Origin of the sequence: Pseudomonas sp. AL10 (genome assembly GCF_029960685.1) — a bacterium.
Lineage (GTDB): Bacteria > Pseudomonadota > Gammaproteobacteria > Pseudomonadales > Pseudomonadaceae > Aquipseudomonas > Aquipseudomonas lactis.
The window spans coordinates 107,153-128,438 of record NZ_JASBQZ010000015.1 but is presented as its reverse complement, the minus strand read 5'-3'; the positions used below and the strand labels follow the sequence as shown (position 1 = coordinate 128,438).

Here is a 21,286-nt window from a genome sequence, read left to right as displayed (position 1 = left end):
GTGACTTGAACTGGGCCGGGCTCGACACTGCGGGTGTGCAGATGCTCAGGCCGAATGTCGAATTGCGGCCATTTGTGCGGCATGAATTCGCTGTTAAGGGTGTCTTCAAGCCACAGAAGAAACGCGTGGTAGCTGGTTTCGCTGACTTCGCCCCATCCGCGCTCTTCGTAGCGCTTGGTCAGAGCCAGGATGGTTTTTTTCCTGTCCGGTTCTGGCGGCACTATGACCGTGCCGACAGAGCGCTCCGGCACCGCGCCTTTGTTATCAACCTCTACCCTGGCGGGGTGCAACAGTTGCTGTCGTATACCCGCCTTTTTGTTTATCCAGTTCAGGGCCAACCACATATTCTTACCCATGAACCCCGCATCCAACCGCCAGACGGGAGCCGCCTTATTCTTTCCCTTTCCTTTCTCCGGTTTGCTCTTCAAATTCGACCCCATAATCCCCGGCACAAAAATCACCGGCAGCACCCCGTCCGGCGGCAATATGCAGTGCACCGGGTCGGTGATATGGCTGGGCGTGAGGGTCCAGGTATGCACAGGGTTGCCCCGGGCGTTATAAGAGAGCGGCGCTATGCGTGGCATTTGAGAGGTATCGGCCATGAAATTCTCCCTGAATCGAGGGCGCTGCTGCCGTTCGGCGTGGAGCCCCCCGGATTGATATTGTCTGGAATCTTCTGGGCCACACTCTATTAGCGTGCAATTGCGAGCCTCAAGGGAGCGTGCGCATTAAAGAGGCGTCCTACACTGCTGAAAGTCGTTGCTGACAGATAGATCAAACAAGCCGGCCCGTAGGTTTGGCGTTTATTCATCGCGGCGTGTCACTTTGTAGGAATGAACAACAAAACCCCATCCACACTTGTGCATCGGCCCCGCGTCATTCCCCCAGCCAACTGGCAGCATGGGCGTTATAAAAACCGGAGAAAGCCCATGAAAATCGTGATCGCCCCCGACTCGTTCAAAGACAGCCTGAGTGCCGCAGGCGTCGCCCAGGCGATTGCCGGTGGGTGCGCCCAGGTCTGGCCGGATGCGCACGTGCTTCAATGCCCGATGGCTGATGGCGGGGAAGGAACGGTGGATGCGGTGCTCGCGGCGTGTAAGGGTGAGCTGCGCAGGCAAACGGTCCGAGGCCCGCTGGGCGACAGCGTCGAGGCGCGTTGGGGCTGGCTGGCCGACAGCCATACCGCAATGATCGAGATGGCCGAGGCCAGCGGTTTGCAACTCGTTGCGCCGGGGCAGCGCGACGCATGCTCCAGTACCACCTATGGCACCGGCGAGTTGATCCGCGCCGCGCTGGATGCCGGGGCGCAGCGCATCATCCTGGCGATTGGCGGCAGTGCTACCAACGATGGCGGAGCGGGGGCGATGCAGGCCCTTGGCGTGCAGCTCTTGGATAGCGAACGCCAGCCACTGCCGGCGGGTGGGTTGGCGTTGGCACGTCTGGCCCATATCAGCCTTGAACAACTCGACCCGCGACTGGCGCAGGTGCGTTTTGAAATCGCCGCCGACGTCAACAATCCCCTGTGCGGCCCTCACGGTGCCTCGTCGATTTTTGGCCCGCAAAAAGGCGCGAACCCCGAACAAGTGGCACAACTGGACGCTGCCCTTGGCCACTTCGCCGACCATTGCGCCCAGGTGCTGCGCCGGGATGTGCGCGACGAACCCGGTAGCGGCGCCGCCGGTGGTCTGGGCTTTGCCGCCAAGGCGTTCCTCGCTGCCCAGTTTCGTCCGGGGGTTGAGGTGGTCGCTGAATTGGTTAGCCTGGATGAAGCGGTGCGTGGCGCCGATCTGGTCATCACCGGCGAAGGCCGTTTCGACGCCCAGACCCTGCGTGGCAAAACCCCGTTTGGCGTGGCGCGCATTGCCCAGCGACATGGCGTGCCGGTGATCGTGATCGCGGGCACCTTGGGCGACGGCTACGAGCAGATGTACGCTCATGGTGTGGACGCAGCGTTCGCCTTGCCGTCGGGGCCGATGTCACTTGAGCAGGCCTGCCACGAGGCCCCGCGTCTGTTACGCGAGCGGGCCTCGGACATTGCGCGGGTATGGCGCCTGGCAGCTACTCGCTGACCCCGTGCGCCAATCGTTCCACCCACTGCTCTTGAAACCCCTGCAGCGCCGCACCCGGCTGCTGCAAGTGCACAAGCTCAAGCATCGGGTCCTGCACCGCCGTGCGCACGCCGCTCAATTCCTCCAGGGTCGCCAAGCCGCAGAACGGCACATAGGCTTCGCTATAGCCACCCTCGTGCACCAGCACCAGGCGGCCCTGGCACAAACGTTCGGCGGCCAGGCGCAGGGCGCGGGTCATTAACCGGAACGATTCGCTGTGCAGCAACATGCGCGCTAGCGGGTCGACGGCGTTAGCGTCATAACCGCAGGCAACGATGATCAACTCCGGTTCGAAGCGCTCCAGGGCGGGCAGCACGATGCGCTCCATGGCCTGTAGGTAGGTGGCGTGACCACTGCCTGGCGGCAACGGGATATTGATGTTGGCGCCCAGGCCGGCGCCCCGGCCGCGATCCTGCTCGCCGCTGTAACCGGGCGGGTAGCAGCCGTCCTGGTGCAGGGAAATCGTCAACACATCGGCCCGTTCTTCGAAGATCGACTGCGTGCCGTTGCCATGGTGCACATCCCAGTCGATCACGGCGACTTTGCCCAGCCCGTTGCGCGCCTTGGCGGCCTCGATGGCAATGGCGATATTGGCGAGAAAGCAAAAGCCCATGGCGCTGTCTGCCAGGCAGTGATGCCCCGGTGGCCGCGACAGCGAATAGGCGTTGTGCGCCTGGCCCTTGAGCACCGCGTCCACGGCGGCCAGGGTCAAACCGGCGGACAGTTGCGCGATCTCATAGCTGCCAGGCCCTATTGGTGCCTGGGGGCCAAGCTCACCGCCGCCGGCATCGCTCAAGGCTTTGAAACGTTGCAGGTAAGCACGGCTGTGGACGCGCAGCAGGTCCTCTTCACTGGCGGGCGGCGCGCTATGCAGGTGCAGGTGGCGGCTGAGTCCGGAGACATCCAACAGGCTTTTCAAGCGCCGCTTGGTCTCCGGTGACTCGGCATGCCCGCTGCCGGCCGGCGGCTGCACCCAGCCGCCCACGGGCAGGGTCAGCGCATGGGCGCCGGCGCTGTGCCACAGGCTCATTTCGTCGAAAAAAAATGCGGTGGTTAGGTTCATACCAGTTCCAATTCAGTGGAGGAGTGGGGACGGCTGGCGACGATCATCACCAGGGACAGCAAGGTGATAGCGGCTGCACCGAGCAGCAACAGGCTGAACCCGCCGCTGGCTTCGATCAGGCGGCCGGCGAGCGCCGGGCCGATGGCCAGGCCGCCACCGATGACCAAGTTGGAGGCGTTCATCAGCTTGCCGCTGTGATCGAGGTCGGCCAGGCAGGCCAGGATCAGCGGCAGGATGAAGGTCCAGGTAAATTTGAACAGCAGCGCGGCCAGGGCGAATCGCAGCAAGGCGGGCTGGCCGAGCAACAGGAGCACCGCTGTTGCCATTAACGTGTAGCCCAGCAACAACAGCGCACCACGCGGCAGACGAGCGCCGATCAGTGAGGCGCTCGCAGCGCCAGCAATACCCATTACGGTGGCGATGGCGAGAATCTCGCCGCTGTGCTGCGCAGAAATCCCGGCACTGGCGCCCAAGGCACCGATAAAGGTCCATACGCCCCCCAGGCTGATGTAAAAGGCGAGGACCGCGCCAACCCCCAGGGCGGCTTTCCAGCGTGAACCGGGCAAGACCGGGGTGCGGCTGGCGGGTAACTCAGGGCTACCGGCAGGAAAGGCCCGCGCCAATGGCAGCAGCAGGGTCATCAACCCTGCCAGGATCAGGTAGCAGGCATTCAAGCCAAACCGTTCGAACAAACCAGGCAGCACCACCAGGCCGACGGCACCGACGATCAACTGCCCCATAACCCACAAACCATAGACTCGGCTGGGATTGGCGGTGGTGGCGGCACTGGCCAGGCAGAGGATCATCAACGAACCGCCGGCCAGGGCGCTGGCACCGCGCAACACCAGCAGCACGGCGTAGGTGTCGGCGAGCATTGACAGCAGGTTAGCGGCAATGAACAACAGCGCGGCGACCCGGGCGGCGGTGCGCCAGTCAACCCGCTTGAGCCACCACCAGGCGGGCAAGGTTGCCAGGCTCATCGCGCCAAGCTCCACGGAAAACAAGTCACCAATACGCGCCGGGCTCAGTTGCCACTGGCTGGCTAACTGCGCGGCCACGGCCGGAGCGGTCATCAGGATGGTCGGGGTGATGGCGGCAAACAGCACGATCGCCGCCAGCCGTGCCGTTGTCGCAGCGGTGGAAATGGGCATTTTCAAGCTCCAGGGAAAGGGGGGTCAGAACACATGCACCAGGCGTAACAACGCCTCGGTGCCGGCGTAGCCATTGGAAGCCGCAACGTTTTGCGAAAGGCTGACCATCAGTTGGTTCTGCCGGTCGAGCCAATGCCCGAATTCGAAGCCGACTTGGGTATAGCGCTTGTGGGTGTCGTCGAGGCTTCGGTTGTTCAGACGCAGGGCGCCACCGTCGGCGTGGATCAGGCGCAGTGCGCCGGAAGTGGCGGCGCTGAAGTCATAGGAGGCGAAGGCCTGCAGGCGATACAGCGGGGCTTGCTTGAGTTCGCTGCCAAAGTAATCGTCATTGCGGCCATAGAGCTGGGCTTCCAGGTTGGCTTCCAGTACCCATTTTTCGCCGATGCCGTGGGTGTAGTTGTAGACAAAGGTGGCGCCCCAGCGATTGGCGCCGGGGGACACGTCCGGGTTTTGGCTGTGATATTCACCCACCGGCACGGTGATCAGGCTCAACAAGCCGCTGTAAGTGCGCGAGGCCGGGTCGTTGATGAAAAACAGCGTGCCGCCCACCTGTGGGTCGCCCAGGCCGCGCTCGCGGCTGCGCTGATTGGCGCCGGGCAGGCGTGCGTTGATGTCGGCAAAGGGCAGGATGAATTGTGGCGTGCACAACGTGCCGCAGGCGTCGGTGAAATACACCTGGCGGTAAGCCACGGCGTTGACCCGCAGGTCGGCCTTGCCGGTGCTGTCGGCGGGGCCATGGAAATCCCCGGCGCGTGTGGCGGGCAGGTACAACACACCCAGGCTGGTACCCGGTGGGGCGGCGAAAAAGTCGCGGGCGTTGAGGTCGGCCGCCTGGCTGTCGACGCTGAGCAGGGTGGCGAACAGCACTGTCAGGTTACGTAAGCATGTGGAAGTCATGAAGAAGCGTCTCGTGTGAGAAGGCCGAAAAAAGGGCAACAGCAGCCCGTGACCGTTGAAAAACGACCGTGGTAAACCGTGGGAGAAACGGGCAGGGTCAGTCGGGCGGGGCGTGCACCAGGTGCGCTATGCGTGCCTTGTCCTTGACGCCGAGCTTGGTATAGATGGCGCGAATATGGTGGCGCACGGTATTGGGCGAGAGGCCAAGGTCGCGGGCCACTTCCTTGTAGGTCTTGCCCTCGCCAAAGCCTTGGGCAACATCGTTTTCCCGTGGGCTGAGCTGGGGCAGGGCGCGGTTGATGCGTGCGGCCAACAGCAACTGGTCGCCCACTGGGGACGCCTGGATATGGATATGCTTGCCGTCATGGCCGCGTTCATCCAGAGGCACCGGCAGGGTGGGGCCGCGCCATTGCGGCCATTCGCTGAGCAGCAGGTCGACAAACCCTCGCTCGGCACATTGCAACACTCCCCGTGGGTCGCACACCGCCAGCGCGAGGTTGCGCGGGCTGGTCAGGGTTTCCCGCATCGCCACCAAGGTGCGGATCTGGTTTGCCGAGACTGCTGCCACCAGGTGCAGCATCAAGTTATTAATCATCTGGCAATCCTGCACGTTGAACTTGGGTGCAGCGGGTTGGCGGTAGAGTGTCAGGTGGTGGCTGAGGTGGGTTTGCGGGTCGATATGGATCACACACAGCAGTTCACCCAAGCCGTGGCGTTGCCCCAGCCAGTTCAAGGCGCTGCCGTTGGCGGAGTCGCGCATATCGATGATCACCGCCTCGCCGGGCGACGCATGCACCCGCGCAACGGTGACGTCCAGATGGCGGATCGACTGCCAGTCCGCCAGATAGTCGGGGGGCAACTGGTAGAGGTAGCTGTTGTGCTCGTGCGGCAAACCGTTGATAACCGCCGAGCGCCCCCACCAGGCGCTGTCGAAGGCCAGCAATTGGCTAAGGCGCGCCAGGGCATGGTGTTGAAAGTGTTCGATGTCCTGGTGTTGGGCCAGGCGTTGCAGGTCCAGGGTCAGAGTGCTGAAAGCCTGTAACAGGCTCGCGGGATCGAGACGGTTCATGGGTGTTCCTCTGTGGGACTTTTTTTGTTGTTCTCGTCACAGGGTGAAGGCCAAAGCGTCGGGTTGACGGGGCAGGGCCTGGGCTGAGTATCGGCGTTGCGCGCAAGGATCGCTATCGTTCAGATGCAGGATGGTGCTGGTTGGCCGGTGGGAAAACTCCGGCTCGTCAGGTGGGCGACTTAGCCTCTACACTGGCCGGCCACCTGTCTTTCATAGGATGAAATGCAATGCACGTGCCTGAACCGTCTATCGTGATTCAGGGGTATGGGCGTGGCGCCCGCGTGGCAGGGAAAGGGCGTCGGTTCGCGGCTGTTGGCGGCCGCGCTGGAGGTGGCCGACAACTGGATGAACCTGCGCCGTGTGGAACTGACGGTCTGCGCCGACAACGAAGCTGCGCACAACCTGTACCGCAAGTTCGGCTTCGAAGTGGAAGGGCGATTGCGTGACTATGCCCTGCGTGATGGTGTGTTTGTCGACACCTTCAGCATGGCGCGCCTGCGCACATCGGCTTGATCCTGTAAGCATAGGGCTCTATACAACTTCGATGAAAGCGGTGTGTCAGTTACTGAGTCTTTGCCTGAACCACCGCCTTCGCAGGCAAGCCAGCTCCCACCCTGGTCATGCATTGCCCACAAAATCGGCGCCCGACACAGATCCCCTGTGGGAGCGGGCTTGCTCGCGAAGAAGGCCTGACAGCCAACCAGGATATTGGGTTTAGGTAGCGGCTAAAAAAGTTGTGGCGATACCTGTGCCCTGTAAGGCAAACCCGACCGCGGCCTGCGCATGCAGCGCGGTGGTGTCCAGCAGTGGCAGGGCGCTGTGTTCGGGCTGGATCAGCAGGCAAATTTCCGTGCAGCCGAGAATAATCGCCTGAGCACCGCGTGCCGCGAGTGTCTGGATCACCCGCTGATACACCTGGCGCGAGGCGTCACTGATGAGGCCCACGCACAACTCTTCATAGATGATTCGGTGCACCGCCTTGCGTTCATCCGCGTCTGGCACCAGCACGGTGAGCCCCTGAGCGGCGAGGCGCGATTTAAGGAAATCCTGCTCCATGGTGAACGCGGTACCCAGCAAGCCTACCGTCAAGGTCCCAGCCTCCAGAGCCGCCGTCGCCGTGGCATCAGCAATATGCAGGAAGGGAATCGACACCGCCGCCTCAATGCGAGGTGCCACTAAATGCATGGTGTTGGTACACAGCACCACACAATCAGCACCCCCGGCCTGCAAGCGTCGCGCGGCATCTTCCAAGATCAGCGCGGCATCGTCCCAACGCCCGGCATGCTGGGCCTGTTCCACCGGGCCGAAATCCACGCTGTACATCAACACTTGCGCCGACCGCAGCGGGCCGAGCTGATCGCGCACGCGCTGGTTGATGAGACGGTAATACTCGGCGCTGGACTCCCAGCTCATGCCGCCGATAAGGCCGATGGTGCGCATGTGATGCTCCGGACAAAAAGTGTGGCTTCACCTTACCCATTCAAGGCAGATGAGTCATACGCAGTTGCCAGCCAATTCACCGGAGCAGTTCAAATCTGAGTGATGCCCCATGTTAAATAAGGTGCAATGTCCTAACATTGGCTATACCTACCACTCGTTCTCACGATGATGGTCGCCAGGGAGTTCACTAATGAAGCTAAGGCTAATGATCGGCACACTATGCGTCGCCTCGCTCGGTATGGCCGGTTGCGCCAGCAAGGTGGTGCAGCCGGATGAGTATTCAGGGTTTCTTTCCAACTACAGCCAACTCAAGGAAGCCAAGTCACCGTCGGGGGCCGAGGTGATGCGCTGGGTCGATCCACAGCTGGACCTGAGCCGCTACACGGCGGTGTACATCGAGCCCACCCAGTTCTACCCCAAGCCCCAGGCCACCTCCCGGATTCCCGAGAGTACGCTGCGCGGCATCAACGACTATTACAATCAGGCGCTCAAGCGCGAGCTGGCCCAGTCACTGCCCGTGGCTAATGCCCCAGGCCCTGGAGTGATCGTGGTAAGGGCGGCGATTACCGCGGTGAGCAGCAAGACCGAAAGCCTCAAGCCTTATGAATTTATTCCCGTCGCCCTGGTGGCCGCGGCAGTGAGCACCGGCACCGGCATTCGCGATCAGGAAACCACCCTGGGCACCGAGGCGCAGTTTCTCGATGGCAGCACTCATAAAGTGCTGGCCCAAGTGGTGCGCAAAGGCACCGGCAAGCCGCTGGCCAATGATTCTCAGGTCATGAAGGCCGACGATGTGAAAAGCGTCATTGACGGTTGGGCGTCGGACCTGCACCAGTCTTACGTGAAACTGAAAAAACACTGAGTCAAAAAAAGCGCGGCGGGTAATCACCCGCCGCGCTTTTTTTATTCGCCGAAATTATTTAAGCGGCGTCAACGCTGGCAGCTTCCACTGGCCGCTAGCGACTTCAGGCTTGGGCAGGTAAATGCGCAATACCGCGTAGAACGGGCCGGGCGGCGCTGGCAACCAGTTGCTCTGCTCAGCCTTGGGCGGTTCGTGGTGTTGCAATGCCAGGGTCAGGCCACCGTCGGCGTCGAGCTTGAGGCTCGGCAACATCTGCGAGTTGATCAGGTAGCGCTTCTTGTGGTTTGGCACCAGCAGTCTGGTCTTGGCGTCGTACATCGTCAGCGACCAGAACGCATCAGCCGGCGGCAACTGGTCCTTGGCAAAATGCACGGTGTAGCTGTGGCGTGCACCATTGGCCGGCTTGCCCTCGCTGTCGATGACGTAGCTCAAGTGCGCGGCTTCATCACTGGAGTTGCCGAACATCCCCAGCTCGGCACCGGCGTAGCGGTACAGGTAGTTGTTTTGCAGGTGGTCGCGGCTGCCGTACAGGTCTGCGCTGGTCACTTGGTGGGTGTCGACCTTGGCCTTCTTGAACGCGGCGAATTCGGCGCGGCCATCGGTGATGCCGTCTTCCAGGGCCTTGCGCTGCTCGGCGGTCAACTGGTTCACCTTGAACGGCGCGCCTGGGGCGATACCGATCTTGGCAAAGCGCGCCAGCAGGTCTTTTTCGCTGTCCTGTGGCGCGGCGAAGGCCAGCATGAAGTTCAGGTAGCGAAACAGCTGCGGGCCTTCGGTCATGGTTGCCATCGGCTTGGGCCATTGGATCTTCGGCACGTTGGGGGGGGCCGGTTGTTTCACATAGCTGCTCAGCGCCTGCACCTTGTAGCCGTTCTGGATCTGCTTGACCTTGCCCAGGTCTTTGTCATCAAACAGCTGCGTGCGGTACAGAGCGTAGGCGATGTTGCTTTCGCTGTAGATCACACGGTCGATGTCCACCGGCTGCTGACCTTTCCAGTCTGGCCCGGCAATCATGTAGTGGCCGCCGTTATTGCCAGTACTGCGGGTGCCCAGGTAGGCGAAATTCTGCGTATAGAGGTCGATCAACTGCACCGAGTAGTAGCGGTTGTCTTCGACCTTGGGCAGCGTCAGCACCAGCGGTTCTTTACGCAGGTCCATCCACACGAACGAGTAGGGCGTGTCGACGTTAGGGGTGGTAACTGCATTGTCCTTGGGAGTGAGCACCTGGGCGCTGTTGTCGATACGGTTGAACGGCGCCTTGAAGTGGGCGCCGCCTTTATCAACGGCCTGGGTGTAGAGCGTCTTGTACATCTGCACCACGGGGAAGCCGTACAGGTAGGCTTCCTTGGCGATGGCCCGGGCTTCGCTGGGGCTTGCGGTGAAGTCAGCCCAGGCGCCGGAGCTCATGAAAATCGAGAGGCTCGCCAACAGCAGGCGCGTCGGTTTTCCAATCATGTTGTTGCGTCCTTCCTGAGTGCTATCTGAGAGCGTGGCGTGAAGGCGCCGAGTTTCCTGTTTTATTGGGCGGACGTCACGTTAATCTCTGCAAAGGACGATAGGGAAGGGGCGTTAGAGCATGGATTTGACTTTGTCACGCAATTGATCAATCGAGAACGGCTTGGCAATCACCTGCATGCCGGCAGGCACGTCAATGTTTTCGGCATAGCCGCTAGCAAACAGAATCGGCAGGGTAGCGCGCAGTTCGCGCACTTTGGTTGCCAGTTGTTTGCCGTCCATATCGGGCAGGCCGACGTCGGTCATCATCAGGTCGATGACCTGGGCGGTATCTTGCACCACCGTCAATGCTTCCCCAGCATCAGCGGCTTCGAGCACCTGGAACTCCAACTCTTCGAGGACATCGACGATCAGCATGCGCACGATAGCGTCGTCTTCGACTACAAGGATGGTGGAGGCGGCGGGCATAAGGGATATTCCTGAAAAATGGAGAGCGTACGGAGCTATGGGATTGACTGACTGCTTACTAGTGAGTGTTGCGCTTCCTGGCAAGTTCCCACAAAAGGTGCCTATTGTGATCATTGTGCGGGATAAAGTCTCACGCGCGGGCGAAACCCTATGAGCGTTTGCTGAAACACAAGCGCGCCAACATTCATTGGCGCGCTATGATGCCTTTACAGTGCGGCGTCCAACAACTCTTTGTAAACGTCGTTCACCGTGTCCATATCGCTGGCGGCAAATTCACTGGTTTCAAAGAATTTATCGCCCTTATCCGTGACGTACGGGTTCATATTCTTTCCATGTCGGCCACTGTTGAGCACTTTTTCCATGCCCTCCTGCATTGCCTGCAAGGTTGTGAATTTGACCAGCGCGCCATCGGGGTCGTAGAAAAACCAGCTTGTGCTGCTACCTTCGACCTTTATCCCAGCTACCATTGCATGGTCCGCAGTTACGATTCTTATGGTTTTCGAGGTGGGGGAGTTGGTCAGTTCGTCGATGATCTCCAAGTGATTTTGCTGCTTGAAAGATTTACCCATGTGAACAGCCGACCGGTCCCCAACGATCATCTGGAAGTTATGCAGCTCCTGGATAAATTCAGCCGCTTGTATGTCCCCCGGATTCATCGCTGCGCGTTTGATATTTTTTATCAGCTCGTCTTCTTTACCGAGCATGATCGCCAAGGCCATGAGGTTGGAAAAACCTGCGCAATGGCCCGTGGATGTTATGTCAGTACGCGCCAGATAATCGATCTGCGACACATCGGTGAAAATCACACCAGGAGCACTCACATCATGTTTTAGGTTCGATACGACCAGTTTGGCCTCCTCGATTCTCAGCGCTTTGATTTCCCTCACCAGCGTGCCCATTTGTTCAGGGGCCAAGTGATTATTTAACGCAATATTGACTAAATCTTCGGAAGACATATGGACATGAAAGCCTGGCAGGTCAAAAGGAGAGCCTTGAGTTAGACCTCGTTGATAAGCGGCAGCATTCGTTGGCGATTGGGAGAGGTTCAGAAGATGCCGAAAAGCAGCGTTATTAGAGCCTGTGGCGCGGACTATCATTGACGACGCGCCCACGCGCGAAAAATTTTTGATCGGCGCCCCAAATACGTTCTTCTTGATCGGGTCATAGTGATACCACCGATTATTTTTGAATACGGCGACCGTCTGCAAGCTGACGTTTCCAGAGGGATAAGTACCAATCACTGCGGTCCCGTGTCCCTTGCCCGCTGCCTTGAGCACATCGTAACTGCCGGTAGCACCGCGAATTGCATTCGCCGCCTTGGTGGCTTTGTTTCGAAGAAACTGAAGGCCCTTACCAGCCAGCCGCGCCCCCCCTATAGCCGCATCACCCAACCCACCCAACGGGTTAAGTGCGCTGAAAGTCGCCATGCCGATGACCTTGGCCGCGCGCGCCCCTTTGCTGACGGCGGAGGCCGTGGTGCCGGCAATCTTGATCATTTTCCCGGCAGTGGACATCCCTGCGGTCACGAACCCGAACAGGTCCATGTCCAAGTGACTCAGACCCTCGAAGACTTTGCCCTTGCGAAAACAATTGATAGCCGAATAAAACGGCACCAGTTCTAAAATGAAGTTGCTGATCGCATTGGCCCGTTTCTCATTCTTATCGTGGTAAGTGAGGCCCCGTGCCTGCTCCAGGATGGCCTCATCATCAAAATTGGTATGTTCCACAAACGCATCTGCGATGAGTTGACTACGAGCGCCATTGAAGCTGTCAGGTACGGATTTGTCCGTCGGGGGCTGTTCCTTGCGAAGCGAGCTGCCACCTTTTGAAGGACTGAAGGCTATGGTTTCGCATTTTACGTTGCCATTTCTTGTCGTCTTGGGCTCTGCTCTATTGGGGAGAAAGCTTCGAATCGACCCCTCTTTGAAGCTGATTTCATAATCAGTCGCCTTGCCACCGCGTTCTACGCGTACTAACAACGGTTCTTCTTTGGGGTGAAGCGTGTTACCCCAGATCGGAATGAGTTCTGTGCTCAGGGTCGTGGATTGATTATAAAAAAATGAAAGTTTGCCTAATTCGAAATTCTTTCTATCTTCCAGCGGCAGTTGGGAGATCAAGTGCCTTATGGCAGTGTTCATCGCGACTTTCTTTTCATTGATGGCGGCCTTGAATTCCTGGTTGAACGACTCAAGCACGCCAAACGTGGAGATGGCATTCAACTTATCCAAAGGAATACGCGAATCACTGCTGCTGTAGCGAACCGGCCCTTTCAAGTCCATCATCACGATGTCCCTGAGCGAGTGCGGCCCGACCGGGCCGGGTTCATAGAAGACATCTCCCCAGGGCCTGCGCTTCTGATACGACACGTGAATCAATCTTTTATCGTAGAGCGCTTCCAGGCCGGGAAAGCGCTCTTTGAGTACGGTGTCGGCTTTCAGCGCACGGGAGGGCAGTTCTTTTTCAAAAACTTGAGTCGCCGAGGTCATCGACGCCGTGCGCGCCTCGAATTCACTCAGCAGGGCAGCCAGTTCTTCAGCGCTGTAGAGGTGATCGGCTTTTTTGACTAGTACGCCCTGCACAACGCCCCAGTCGATCAGGGCTTCACGTTGCGCATCGTGAGTGACTGAGCGGTCGGCCAGGCCGGCGCTCTCGGCCTCGAGCATGACTTCTGCGAAGGTCATGCTCGCGACCCGGCCGGGAGTCTGGGCTTCAATTGTCGTTGCGGCAACGGCCAGGTTGACCCACGCCGGGCTTCCATAGGTCACGGTTGAGGGGATGTCCTTGATCAGGAATACCGGTGCGCGGGATGCCAGCAATAAATAAGCGGCGACGCCGGCCAGATCGGGGCTGGTCTTGCCGTTGGCTACCAAATGTTTGCCCAACGCTTGCACCACCTTGTCAGCGGTTTGGTTCCAGTGATCTTCGTGGGCCAGATCGAAGCCGGCTGTCAGGTTGCGATTGGCCTCAGTGATGGACTCGGGGTCCAGTTGCAGGGTCATGGCAGCCAGGAGGTGGTCCATGGCGCTGCTATCCGTGGCGACGTGTTGCATACCTTCCTGCAGGCTCTTGCCCAGTTGCTGCGCCGCGGGGGAACTCACCAGTGCGTTCAGGGTTTTGACCGGATCGCCCAAGACGTCGGGCGCCAGGGTGGTTTGCTCGCGTAAATACGCCAGCAACGAACCAGGGGTTTGCTTGACGGTTGGCTGATCCGGCGCGGTGGCGTAATTGAGAGCCAGGTTGTGCAAGCGCTGCTGGTCATCGGCACTCATCGGCACGGGCCAGCCCAATGCGCCCTCCAGGTTGCCCAGCGGATGGATTTGCGCACGGTCGAGCACCGCCACCGAGAGGCCAGATATGCCGAAGTGACTGTTGGGTAGCGGCAGCCCCAGGCTTTTTATAAAAGATTCAAGCGTGGTGCGAGCCCCCATCACGGCGCGAGCCGCTGAGTCCGGATGAACCTCCATCGAGGTGGCTTTGAGCGCTGCCAATACGTCATGGGCGGGCGCGTCCTTGCCCAAGCGCTCGGCGATCCCGACCAAGGCATCGCCGAGCGTGTTCAAATTCTGACGGTTGCCCAGTTGCTCGTTGAGATCAAGGTTGCTGACGTCGGGAGTGCCCGGGACTTCGGGAGATTGCGGGGGCGTGAGCGGCGTGTGTGGGAGTTTGATGATGGGGGGGGGCTTGGGTAAATGTGCAAGGATATCAGGCTGGAAACTGTGCAATATCTTCGTCATACAAAGTACCTGGTTCGCAAAGAGAATTTATGTGTGCCTGCGACCGCTCCGTGGTCCAAACACGTATCGATGTGTGGGAAGAGGTTCTGGCGAGGTTCCGAACCCAACTCGTAACACTGTATGAGACTCACCTTCGACGCCCGGGCCCGACAGGCAGGCGAACCGACCCAGGGCCGCCTGGACGCGCGTGTTTAGAAGGGGGAGCGTCTGACTACGCACAACGCGACGACGCCCCCGATTTGCGATGGTGAGATCTGTTTCAAGATAGTGAGGGGCTGCCAAACTCCGTCCAGAGTCAGCGCGACAGGCCCAAGCGGTCGGAAGGTTTTGCTTGCCAATCAACGCACAAACATAGCTTTTAGCCCGGTTATTCGGGCAAACTTGCGGTTTTTCCGCATTTGGCCAAGGCATGCCCATGACACCCGCGTCGTCCGTCGATGAAAAAAGCTTCCGTACTCTGCTGAGCCGAAACGTGGCCTTGCCCTTGGGCGTGGGCGTGCTCAGCGCGGTGTTTTTCGTCTGCCTGATTACCTATTTGCTTTCGGTTATCCAGTGGGTGGAGCACACCGACCGCGTCATTAACAACCTCAATGAGACGTCCAAACTGACGGTTGACCTGGAAACAGGTATGCGCGGCTTCCTGATCACCGGTGACGAGCATTTCCTTGACCCGTACGAAGTGGCCAAGCCGCGGATCATTGCAGACCTGCGCAATCTGCAAGACCTGGTAGCCGACAACCCGCAGCAGGTCGACCGACTCAAGCGCTTGGAAACCTTGCAAACCGAATGGAACAACTACGCGCAGTCGATGATTGAGCTGCAGCGCAACAGCGGCGATTACCGAGGCGCTGTCAAGGCGGGCCGGGGCAAGCGGCTCACTGACGAGATCCGCAAGGAATACGAAGACGCGGTGGCGATGGAACAACAGTTCCGTATCACCCGTAACGCAGAAGTCACCCGTACGACGGTGATCAGTGTCACGCTGTACTTGGTGTTTGTACTGGGGTTGAGTGGTTTTCTTGCCTACATCGGCAGAAAGAATTTAATTTCACTTTCAAAGAGTTACAGTGCAAACCTCGCGTCACAGCAGAAGATTGCACGGCGCCTTGAGCAAACCGCTTGGCTGCGCAATGGCCAGACCGAACTGGCCGAGCAAGTGCTGGGCCAACTGACCCTGAACATGCTGGGGCGTAATATCCTGCAGTTCTTTGCCCAGTACATGGGCTCGGCCGTCGCGGCGCTGTACGTGCGCGAAGAACACGGCGGCCTCAAGCGCGTGGCCACCTATGGCTTCTCCCGCGAGCAGGAACAACAGGAACAGTCGATCTACAGCGACGAAGGCATTGTCGGGCAGGCCGCCCAGCGCGATCGCCTGATTCGCCTGGACGATGTGCCGGTGGATTACTTCAAGGTCAGCTCGGGACTGGGCGAGGGCGCCACCCGCAGCGTATTGGTGGTACCCACCAGCGATGACGACCGCGTCAACGGCGTGGTCGAGCTGGGTTTCCTGCGCCCGCTGGATGAGCGTGATGTTGAACTGCTGGAACTGATCGCCGGCAATATCGGCACCTCCATCGAAGCCGCGCGCTATCGCCAGCGCTTGCAGGAAGTGCTGGCCGAGACCCAGCAGCTCAACGAAGAACTGCAAGTGCAGCAGGAAGAACTCAAGACCGCCAACGAAGAGTTGGAAGAGCAGTCGCGCATCCTCAAGGAATCCCAGGCCCACCTGGAAACCCAGCAGGCTGAGCTGGAGCAGACCAACGAGCAACTGGCCGAACAGACCCAGACCCTGGCCGAACAGCGCGACGCCATGGACCGCAAGAACATCGAGCTGAACCAGGCCCAACTGGAGTTGGAAGACCGCGCCGATGAGCTGCAGCGTTCCAGCAAGTACAAGTCCGAATTCCTCGCCAACATGTCCCACGAGCTGCGCACACCGCTGAACAGCTCGCTGATCCTGGCCAAACTGCTGGCGGATAACCCCCAGGAAAACCTCAGCGCCGAGCAAGTCAAGTTTGCCGAGTCGATCTATTCAGCCGGCAATGACTTGCTCAACCTGATCAACGACATCCTGGATATTTCCAAGGTCGAAGCCGGCAAGTTGGAAGTGCGCCCGGAAAATGCCAGTGTCGAGCGCCTGGTGGATGGCCTGCGCGGCATGTTCGAGCCGCTGGCAATGGACCGCAAACTGGGCTTCCAGGTGGACGTGCAGCAAGGCTCGCCAACCCTGCTGTTTACCGATCGCCAGCGTCTGGAGCAGATTCTCAAGAACCTGTTGTCCAACGCCATCAAGTTCACTGAACAGGGCGAGGTCAGCCTGTCGGTGTCGCGCGCGCCGGGGGAGGGCATTGCCTTTACGGTGCGCGATTCCGGCATTGGTATCGCCCCGGATCAACAAGAAAGCATCTTCGAAGCCTTCCGCCAGGCCGATGGCACCACCAATCGCCGTTACGGCGGTACGGGCCTGGGCTTGTCGATCTCCCGTGACCTGGCCACCTTGCTGGGCGGCTATATCAGCGTGACCAGCGAGCCGGGCAAAGGCAGTATTTTCACGCTGGTGTTGCCGGAACAATATGTTGAACGCGACGAGGACGCGGCGCCCATCGAGGCCCCGCGCCAAGTGGTGGTCGCGCCAGCGCCCGCGCCCGTCAAGGTGTCGCCGCTGCCGGTGGCCGACGCCAAGCTGATCCCACGCTTTGCCGACGACCGCGAAAAGGCGCCGTTCAGCACCCGTTGCATCCTGGTGGTGGAAGACGAGCCGAATTTTGCGCGCATTCTGTTCGACCTCGCCCACGAGCTGGGTTACCACTGCCTGGTCGCCCACGGTGCCGACGAGGGCTACAGCCTTGCCGAGCAGTACATCCCCGACGCCATCCTGCTGGACATGCGCTTGCCCGACCATTCAGGGCTGACCGTGCTGCAGCGCCTCAAGGAACACGCCAACACGCGCCACATCCCGGTGCACGTGATTTCCGTGGAAGACCGCGTCGAAGCCGCCATGCACATGGGCGCCATCGGTTATGCAGTCAAGCCCACCACCCGCGAAGAGCTCAAGGACGTGTTCGCTCGCCTGGAAGCCAAGTTGACCCAGAAGGTCAAGCGCATCCTGCTGGTGGAAGACGATGACCTGCAGCGCGACAGTATTGCCCGCCTGATCGGCGACGATGACATCGAGATCACCGCCGTAGGCTTTGCCCAGGAGGCCCTCGACCTGCTGCGCACCACTATCTACGACTGCATGATCATCGACCTCAAGCTGCCGGACATGCTCGGCAACGAGCTGCTCAAGCGCATGGCCACCGAGGATATCTGCTCGTTCCCGCCGGTGATCGTCTATACCGGGCGCAACCTGACCCGGGACGAAGAGGCCGAACTGCGCAAGTATTCACGCTCGATCATCATCAAGGGCGCGCGCTCGCCCGAGCGCCTGCTGGATGAAGTCACGCTATTTTTGCACAAAGTCGAATCGCAGTTGTCCCATGACCGTCAGAAGATGCTCAAGACCGCCCGCAGCCGCGACAAGGTCTTTGAAGGGCGCAAAATCCTATTGGTGGACGACGATGTACGCAATATCTTCGCCCTGACCAGCGCCCTGGAGCACAAAGGCGCCGTGGTGGTGATCGGGCGTAACGGCCAGGAAGCCATCGACAGACTCAATGAAGTGGACGATATCGACCTGGTGCTGATGGACGTAATGATGCCGGAGATGGACGGTTACGAAGCCACCGCTTTGATCCGCCAGGACCCACGCTGGAAAAAACTGCCAATCATTGCCGTGACGGCCAAGGCCATGAAGGACGATCAGGAACGTTGCCTGGCAGCAGGCTCAAACGATTACCTGGCCAAGCCGATTGACCTGGACCGCCTGTTCTCACTGATTCGCGTATGGCTACCGAAGATGGAACGCATTTAAGTGGAGCAGTGTTTCTTGGATACCAGCAGCGATATTGAGCTGCGCCTGTTGATCGAGGCGATTTACCTCAAGTACAGCTATGACTTTCGTGATTACTCGGGCGCGTCGGTCAAACGCCGTGTGGCCCATGCCTTGCGTCAGTTCGACTGCGCGACCATCTCCGCACTGCAAGAGCGCGTGTTGCACGACCCGGCCGCGTTCATGCAGTTGCTGCAGTTCTTGACCATCCCGGTGAGCGAAATGTTTCGCGACCCGTCGCACTTCCTGGCGATTCGCCAGGAAGTGGTGCCGTTGCTCAAGACCTACCCGTCGATCAAGATCTGGATCGCTGGCTGCAGCACGGGTGAGGAGGTGTATTCCATGGCCATCTTGCTGCGTGAAGAGGGCCTGCTGGAACGCACCATCATCTACGCCACCGACATCAACCCGGCGTCGCTGGAAAAAGCCAAGCAGGGCATCTTTTCCCTGGAGAACGTGCGCGCTTATACCGCCAATTATCAACAGGCCGGCGGGCAACGTTCATTTGCCGACTACTACACAGCGGCTTACGATTACGCGATCTTCGACAAGACACTGCGCGAGAACGTGACCTTTGCCGACCACAGCTTGGCGACCGACAGCGTGTTCTCAGAAACTCAATTAATTTCGTGTCGTAACGTATTGATTTATTTCAATAAAAAATTGCAAGATCGAGCGTTTGGTTTGTTTCATGAGTCGCTGTGTCATCGCGGCTTTTTGGTCCTGGGCAGCAAGGAAACCCTGGATTTTTCTGCCTACAGCAAGCAATTCGAGCCCTTGGTCAAACAAGAACGGATCTACCGAAAATCATGAGTGACGCGCAGGACACCCCGATTTCGGGGATCGAAGCCATCGTCGTCGGCGCTTCCGCCGGCGGCGTTGAGGCGTTGCTGAGTATTTTTGGCCAATTGCCGAGCACCTTCGGCCTGCCGATCATTGCCGTGCTGCACCTGCCGGATGAGCGCCGCAGCCAACTGGCGGAAGTCTTTGCGCGGCGCCTGAACATCCCGGTCAAGGAGGCCCGGGACAAAGAAGCCGTAGAGGCGGGCACGTTGTACTTTGCCGGGCCTGGTTATCACCTTTCGGTCGAGCAGGACCGCAGCCTGTCACTGAGCCAGGAAGACCGGGTGCACCATACCCGGCCCGCCATCGACTACCTGTTCTCCTCGGCGGCCGATGTGTATGGGCGCCGCCTGCTCGCCATTTTATTGACCGGTGCCAACCAGGACGGCGCAAGCGGCCTGGCCCACGTCAAGCAATCGGGTGGCACTACCATCGTGCAGGACCCACAAGAGGCACGTATTGCCGTCATGCCCCTGGCGGCCCTGGCCTTGCACACACCTGACCATATTCTTTCCTTGAGCCGAATCGGCTCATTGCTGGCTTCCCTGGAACCCTTCCCATGTTAAGTACTGTCCAGGCCAAACTGCTGATCGTCGACGATCTGCCAGAGAACCTGCTGGCCCTCGAGGCGCTGATCAAGCGTGAGGATCGCCAGGTCTTCAAGGCATTGAGTGCCGACGAGGCGTTGTCCCTGTTGCTGGAACATGAATTCGCCATGGCGATCCTTGACGTGCAGATGCCCGGCATGAACGGTTTCGAGCTGGCCGAACTGATGCGCGGCACCGAAAAGACCAAGAACATCCCTATCGTGTTCGTCAGCGCCGCTGGCCGCGAACTCAACTACGCCTTCAAGGGCTATGAAAGCGGTGCGGTGGACTTCCTGCACAAGCCCCTGGATATCCACGCGGTCAAGAGCAAGGTCAATGTGTTCGTTGACCTGTACCGCCAAAGCAAGGCGATGAAACTGCAAGTCGAGGAACTAGAGCGCAGCCGCCGCGAGCAGGAGCTGTTGCTTACGCGCCTGCAAGCCACCCAGGCTGAGCTGGAGCAGGCGGTGCGCATGCGTGACGACTTCATGTCGATCGTCGCCCACGAAGTGCGCACGCCCCTCAATGGCCTGATCCTGGAAACCCAGTTGCGCAAGATGCACCTGGCCCGGGACAACGCGGCCGCGTTTACCCTGGACAAGATGCACGCCATGGTTGACCGCGATGAGCGCCAGATCCAGAGCCTGATCCGCCTGATCGAGGACATGCTCGATGTGTCGCGCATTCGTACCGGCAAGCTGTCGATTCGTCCGGCACCCGTTGACTTGGCGCAACTGGTACGCAACCTGGTGGATAACTTCGCGCCGCAAGTGGCAGCCGCCGAATCCTCCATGCAATTGCAGGCCGAAAGCCCGGTGGAGGGTAATTGGGACGAGTTTCGCATCGAGCAGGTGATCACCAACCTGCTGACCAACGCACTGCGTTATGGCGCCAAGAGCCCGGTGCAGGTGCGGGTGTATACCGAACATGGCGAAGCGCGAGTAGAGGTGCGCGACCATGGCATTGGTATCAGCGAGGAGAACCAGAAGCGTATTTTCCAGCAGTTCGAGCGGGTATCTGCCAACCATTCCGCAGCCGGCCTGGGCCTGGGCTTGTTTATTTCCGAGCAGATCGTGGCAGCCCATGGCGGCACCATTGAGGTCGAGAGCCAAATAGGCGAGGGCGCCCTGTTTCGCGTGTGCCTGCCTCTAGAGGCGGCCGAGTGAAATCAATCGTCACTTCAACGCAACCTCTGCGTGACCCCATGGTCGTAACTGCAGCAATTGACCGGACAAAGGCTTCCCATGAGTGAAGATGCACAAGATGTCGTACTGATCGTCGAGGATGACGAATCCATTATGTTTGTGCTGGGTGAGTACCTGGCGGGCTTGGGTTACCGGGTTTTGAAGGCGGTCGACGGGGAGCAGGCCTTCGAGATCCTTGCGACCAAACCGCACCTGGACCTGATGGTGACCGATTACCGCCTGCCGGGTGGGATCTCCGGCGTACAGATTGCCGAGCCTGCAATCAAATTGCGCCCGGAACTGAAAGTGATCTTTATCAGCGGCTACCCGCAGGAGATTCTTGACTGCCACAGCCCGATCACGCGCAATGCACCGATTCTGGCCAAGCCGTTTGATCTGGATACGTTGCAGGAGCATATCCAGAGGTTATTGGCGTAATAACCAAGGTTCTTCTCGCACGCCGAGAAGAACCTTTTAATGCAGGGCGTTTCTTT

15 protein-coding genes and 2 pseudogenes are annotated in these 21,286 nt (G+C 59.5%); 8 read left to right on the top strand and 9 right to left on the bottom strand.

Annotated features, from left to right (window positions below; genetic code table 11):
* Positions 1 to 602, bottom strand: a pseudogene (locus QK296_RS16300) (alpha/beta hydrolase); the annotation flags it as partial.
* 327 nt (positions 603 to 929) lie between these two features.
* On the opposite strand from QK296_RS16300, the gene QK296_RS16295 reads away from it, so the two are divergent.
* Entirely contained in the window at positions 930 to 2,069 is a 1,140-nt protein-coding gene (locus QK296_RS16295) for a glycerate kinase (protein WP_153474891.1), read from the top strand.
* Here QK296_RS16295 and QK296_RS16290 read toward each other — a convergent pair.
* The 4 genes from QK296_RS16290 to QK296_RS16275 all read right to left on the bottom strand — a co-directional run bounded on the left by QK296_RS16290 (position 2,059) and on the right by QK296_RS16275 (position 6,288).
* Positions 2,059 to 3,171, bottom strand: coding sequence for a class II histone deacetylase (locus tag QK296_RS16290; RefSeq protein ID WP_069558594.1), 1,113 nt, complete (start codon positions 3,169 to 3,171; stop codon positions 2,059 to 2,061). The genes QK296_RS16295 and QK296_RS16290 overlap by 11 nt on opposite strands.
* Positions 3,168 to 4,322 carry an MFS transporter gene (locus QK296_RS16285; RefSeq protein ID WP_282391102.1) on the bottom strand — a complete coding sequence of 385 codons (1,155 nt, stop codon included), beginning with the start codon at positions 4,320 to 4,322 and terminating at the stop codon, positions 3,168 to 3,170. The genes QK296_RS16290 and QK296_RS16285 overlap by 4 nt, the downstream gene beginning before the upstream one ends.
* Positions 4,323 to 4,346: 24 nt before the next feature.
* Entirely contained in the window at positions 4,347 to 5,219 is an 873-nt protein-coding gene (locus QK296_RS16280) for a transporter (RefSeq protein WP_282391101.1), read from the bottom strand.
* Between the two features lie 97 nt (positions 5,220 to 5,316).
* Positions 5,317 to 6,288: a helix-turn-helix transcriptional regulator gene (locus QK296_RS16275; protein ID WP_003191264.1), complete on the bottom strand. Its 972-nt coding sequence runs from the start codon at positions 6,286 to 6,288 to the stop codon at positions 5,317 to 5,319.
* 261 nt (positions 6,289 to 6,549) lie between these two features.
* Between QK296_RS16275 and QK296_RS16270 the strand changes: the two are divergent.
* A pseudogene (locus QK296_RS16270) lies at positions 6,550 to 6,801 on the top strand (GNAT family N-acetyltransferase); the annotation flags it as partial.
* Positions 6,802 to 7,002: 201 nt separating this feature from the next.
* On the opposite strand, the gene QK296_RS16265 reads toward QK296_RS16270, so the two are convergent.
* Positions 7,003 to 7,728, bottom strand: a complete 726-nt coding sequence (locus tag QK296_RS16265) for an aspartate/glutamate racemase family protein (RefSeq protein WP_094774747.1) — start codon at positions 7,726 to 7,728, stop codon at positions 7,003 to 7,005.
* Between the two features lie 190 nt (positions 7,729 to 7,918).
* Between QK296_RS16265 and QK296_RS16260 the strand changes: the two genes are divergently transcribed.
* A complete protein-coding gene (locus QK296_RS16260) occupies positions 7,919 to 8,590 on the top strand; it encodes a DUF3313 domain-containing protein (RefSeq protein ID WP_003191261.1) in 672 nt (223 codons plus the stop codon).
* Between the two features lie 54 nt (positions 8,591 to 8,644).
* Here QK296_RS16260 and QK296_RS16255 read toward each other — a convergent pair whose 3' ends face one another.
* The 3 genes from QK296_RS16255 to QK296_RS16245 form a co-directional block, all read right to left on the bottom strand.
* On the bottom strand, positions 8,645 to 10,045 hold the full coding sequence (locus QK296_RS16255) for a DUF1254 domain-containing protein (RefSeq protein WP_003191260.1): 1,401 nt from the start codon (positions 10,043 to 10,045) through the stop codon (positions 8,645 to 8,647).
* Between the two features lie 114 nt (positions 10,046 to 10,159).
* The gene (locus QK296_RS16250) at positions 10,160 to 10,513 is read right to left on the bottom strand and encodes a response regulator (RefSeq protein WP_003191259.1); all 354 of its coding nucleotides are present in this window, start codon (positions 10,511 to 10,513) and stop codon (positions 10,160 to 10,162) included.
* Between the two features lie 206 nt (positions 10,514 to 10,719).
* Positions 10,720 to 14,247 carry a hypothetical protein gene (locus QK296_RS16245; protein WP_282391100.1) on the bottom strand — a complete coding sequence of 1,176 codons (3,528 nt, stop codon included), beginning with the start codon at positions 14,245 to 14,247 and terminating at the stop codon, positions 10,720 to 10,722.
* A gap of 415 nt (positions 14,248 to 14,662) precedes the next feature.
* Here QK296_RS16245 and QK296_RS16240 point away from each other — a divergent pair, with 415 nt between their 5' ends.
* The 5 genes from QK296_RS16240 (at position 14,663) to QK296_RS16220 (ending at position 21,230) form a co-directional block, all read left to right on the top strand.
* Entirely contained in the window at positions 14,663 to 18,160 is a 3,498-nt protein-coding gene (locus QK296_RS16240; protein ID WP_003191257.1) for a response regulator, read from the top strand.
* Positions 18,161 to 18,991, top strand: coding sequence for a protein-glutamate O-methyltransferase CheR (locus QK296_RS16235; protein ID WP_169856910.1), 831 nt, complete (start codon positions 18,161 to 18,163; stop codon positions 18,989 to 18,991).
* The gene (locus QK296_RS16230) at positions 18,988 to 19,587 is read left to right on the top strand and encodes a chemotaxis protein CheB (protein ID WP_282391099.1); all 600 of its coding nucleotides are present in this window, start codon (positions 18,988 to 18,990) and stop codon (positions 19,585 to 19,587) included. The genes QK296_RS16235 and QK296_RS16230 overlap by 4 nt, the downstream gene beginning before the upstream one ends.
* On the top strand, positions 19,581 to 20,774 hold the full coding sequence (locus tag QK296_RS16225) for a hybrid sensor histidine kinase/response regulator (protein ID WP_034135015.1): 1,194 nt from the start codon (positions 19,581 to 19,583) through the stop codon (positions 20,772 to 20,774). Before QK296_RS16230 ends, QK296_RS16225 begins: the two co-directional genes overlap by 7 nt.
* Positions 20,775 to 20,852: 78 nt before the next feature.
* Positions 20,853 to 21,230 (top strand): response regulator, encoded by a 378-nt coding sequence (locus QK296_RS16220; RefSeq protein ID WP_034135014.1) that lies wholly within the window; start codon positions 20,853 to 20,855, stop codon positions 21,228 to 21,230.
* Positions 21,231 to 21,286 lie beyond the last annotated feature (56 nt).

Bases quoted from the DNA above. Each gene is read 5' to 3' on its own strand.
- QK296_RS16225 (WP_034135015.1), top strand. From the start codon at position 19,581: ATGTTAAGTACTGTCCAGGCCAAACTGCTGATCGTCGACGATCTGCCA.
- QK296_RS16260 (WP_003191261.1), top strand. From the start codon at position 7,919: ATGAAGCTAAGGCTAATGATCGGCACACTATGCGTCGCCTCGCTCGGT.
- QK296_RS16285 (WP_282391102.1), bottom strand. From the start codon at position 4,322: ATGCCCATTTCCACCGCTGCGACAACGGCACGGCTGGCGGCGATCGTG.
- QK296_RS16295 (WP_153474891.1), top strand. From the start codon at position 930: ATGAAAATCGTGATCGCCCCCGACTCGTTCAAAGACAGCCTGAGTGCC.
- QK296_RS16220 (WP_034135014.1), top strand. From the start codon at position 20,853: ATGAGTGAAGATGCACAAGATGTCGTACTGATCGTCGAGGATGACGAA.
- QK296_RS16290 (WP_069558594.1), bottom strand. From the start codon at position 3,171: ATGAACCTAACCACCGCATTTTTTTTCGACGAAATGAGCCTGTGGCAC.
- QK296_RS16280 (WP_282391101.1), bottom strand. From the start codon at position 5,219: ATGACTTCCACATGCTTACGTAACCTGACAGTGCTGTTCGCCACCCTG.
- QK296_RS16230 (WP_282391099.1), top strand. From the start codon at position 18,988: ATGAGTGACGCGCAGGACACCCCGATTTCGGGGATCGAAGCCATCGTC.
- QK296_RS16255 (WP_003191260.1), bottom strand. From the start codon at position 10,045: ATGATTGGAAAACCGACGCGCCTGCTGTTGGCGAGCCTCTCGATTTTC.
- QK296_RS16250 (WP_003191259.1), bottom strand. From the start codon at position 10,513: ATGCCCGCCGCCTCCACCATCCTTGTAGTCGAAGACGACGCTATCGTG.
- QK296_RS16275 (WP_003191264.1), bottom strand. From the start codon at position 6,288: ATGAACCGTCTCGATCCCGCGAGCCTGTTACAGGCTTTCAGCACTCTG.
- QK296_RS16240 (WP_003191257.1), top strand. From the start codon at position 14,663: ATGACACCCGCGTCGTCCGTCGATGAAAAAAGCTTCCGTACTCTGCTG.
- QK296_RS16265 (WP_094774747.1), bottom strand. From the start codon at position 7,728: ATGCGCACCATCGGCCTTATCGGCGGCATGAGCTGGGAGTCCAGCGCC.
- QK296_RS16245 (WP_282391100.1), bottom strand. From the start codon at position 14,247: ATGACGAAGATATTGCACAGTTTCCAGCCTGATATCCTTGCACATTTA.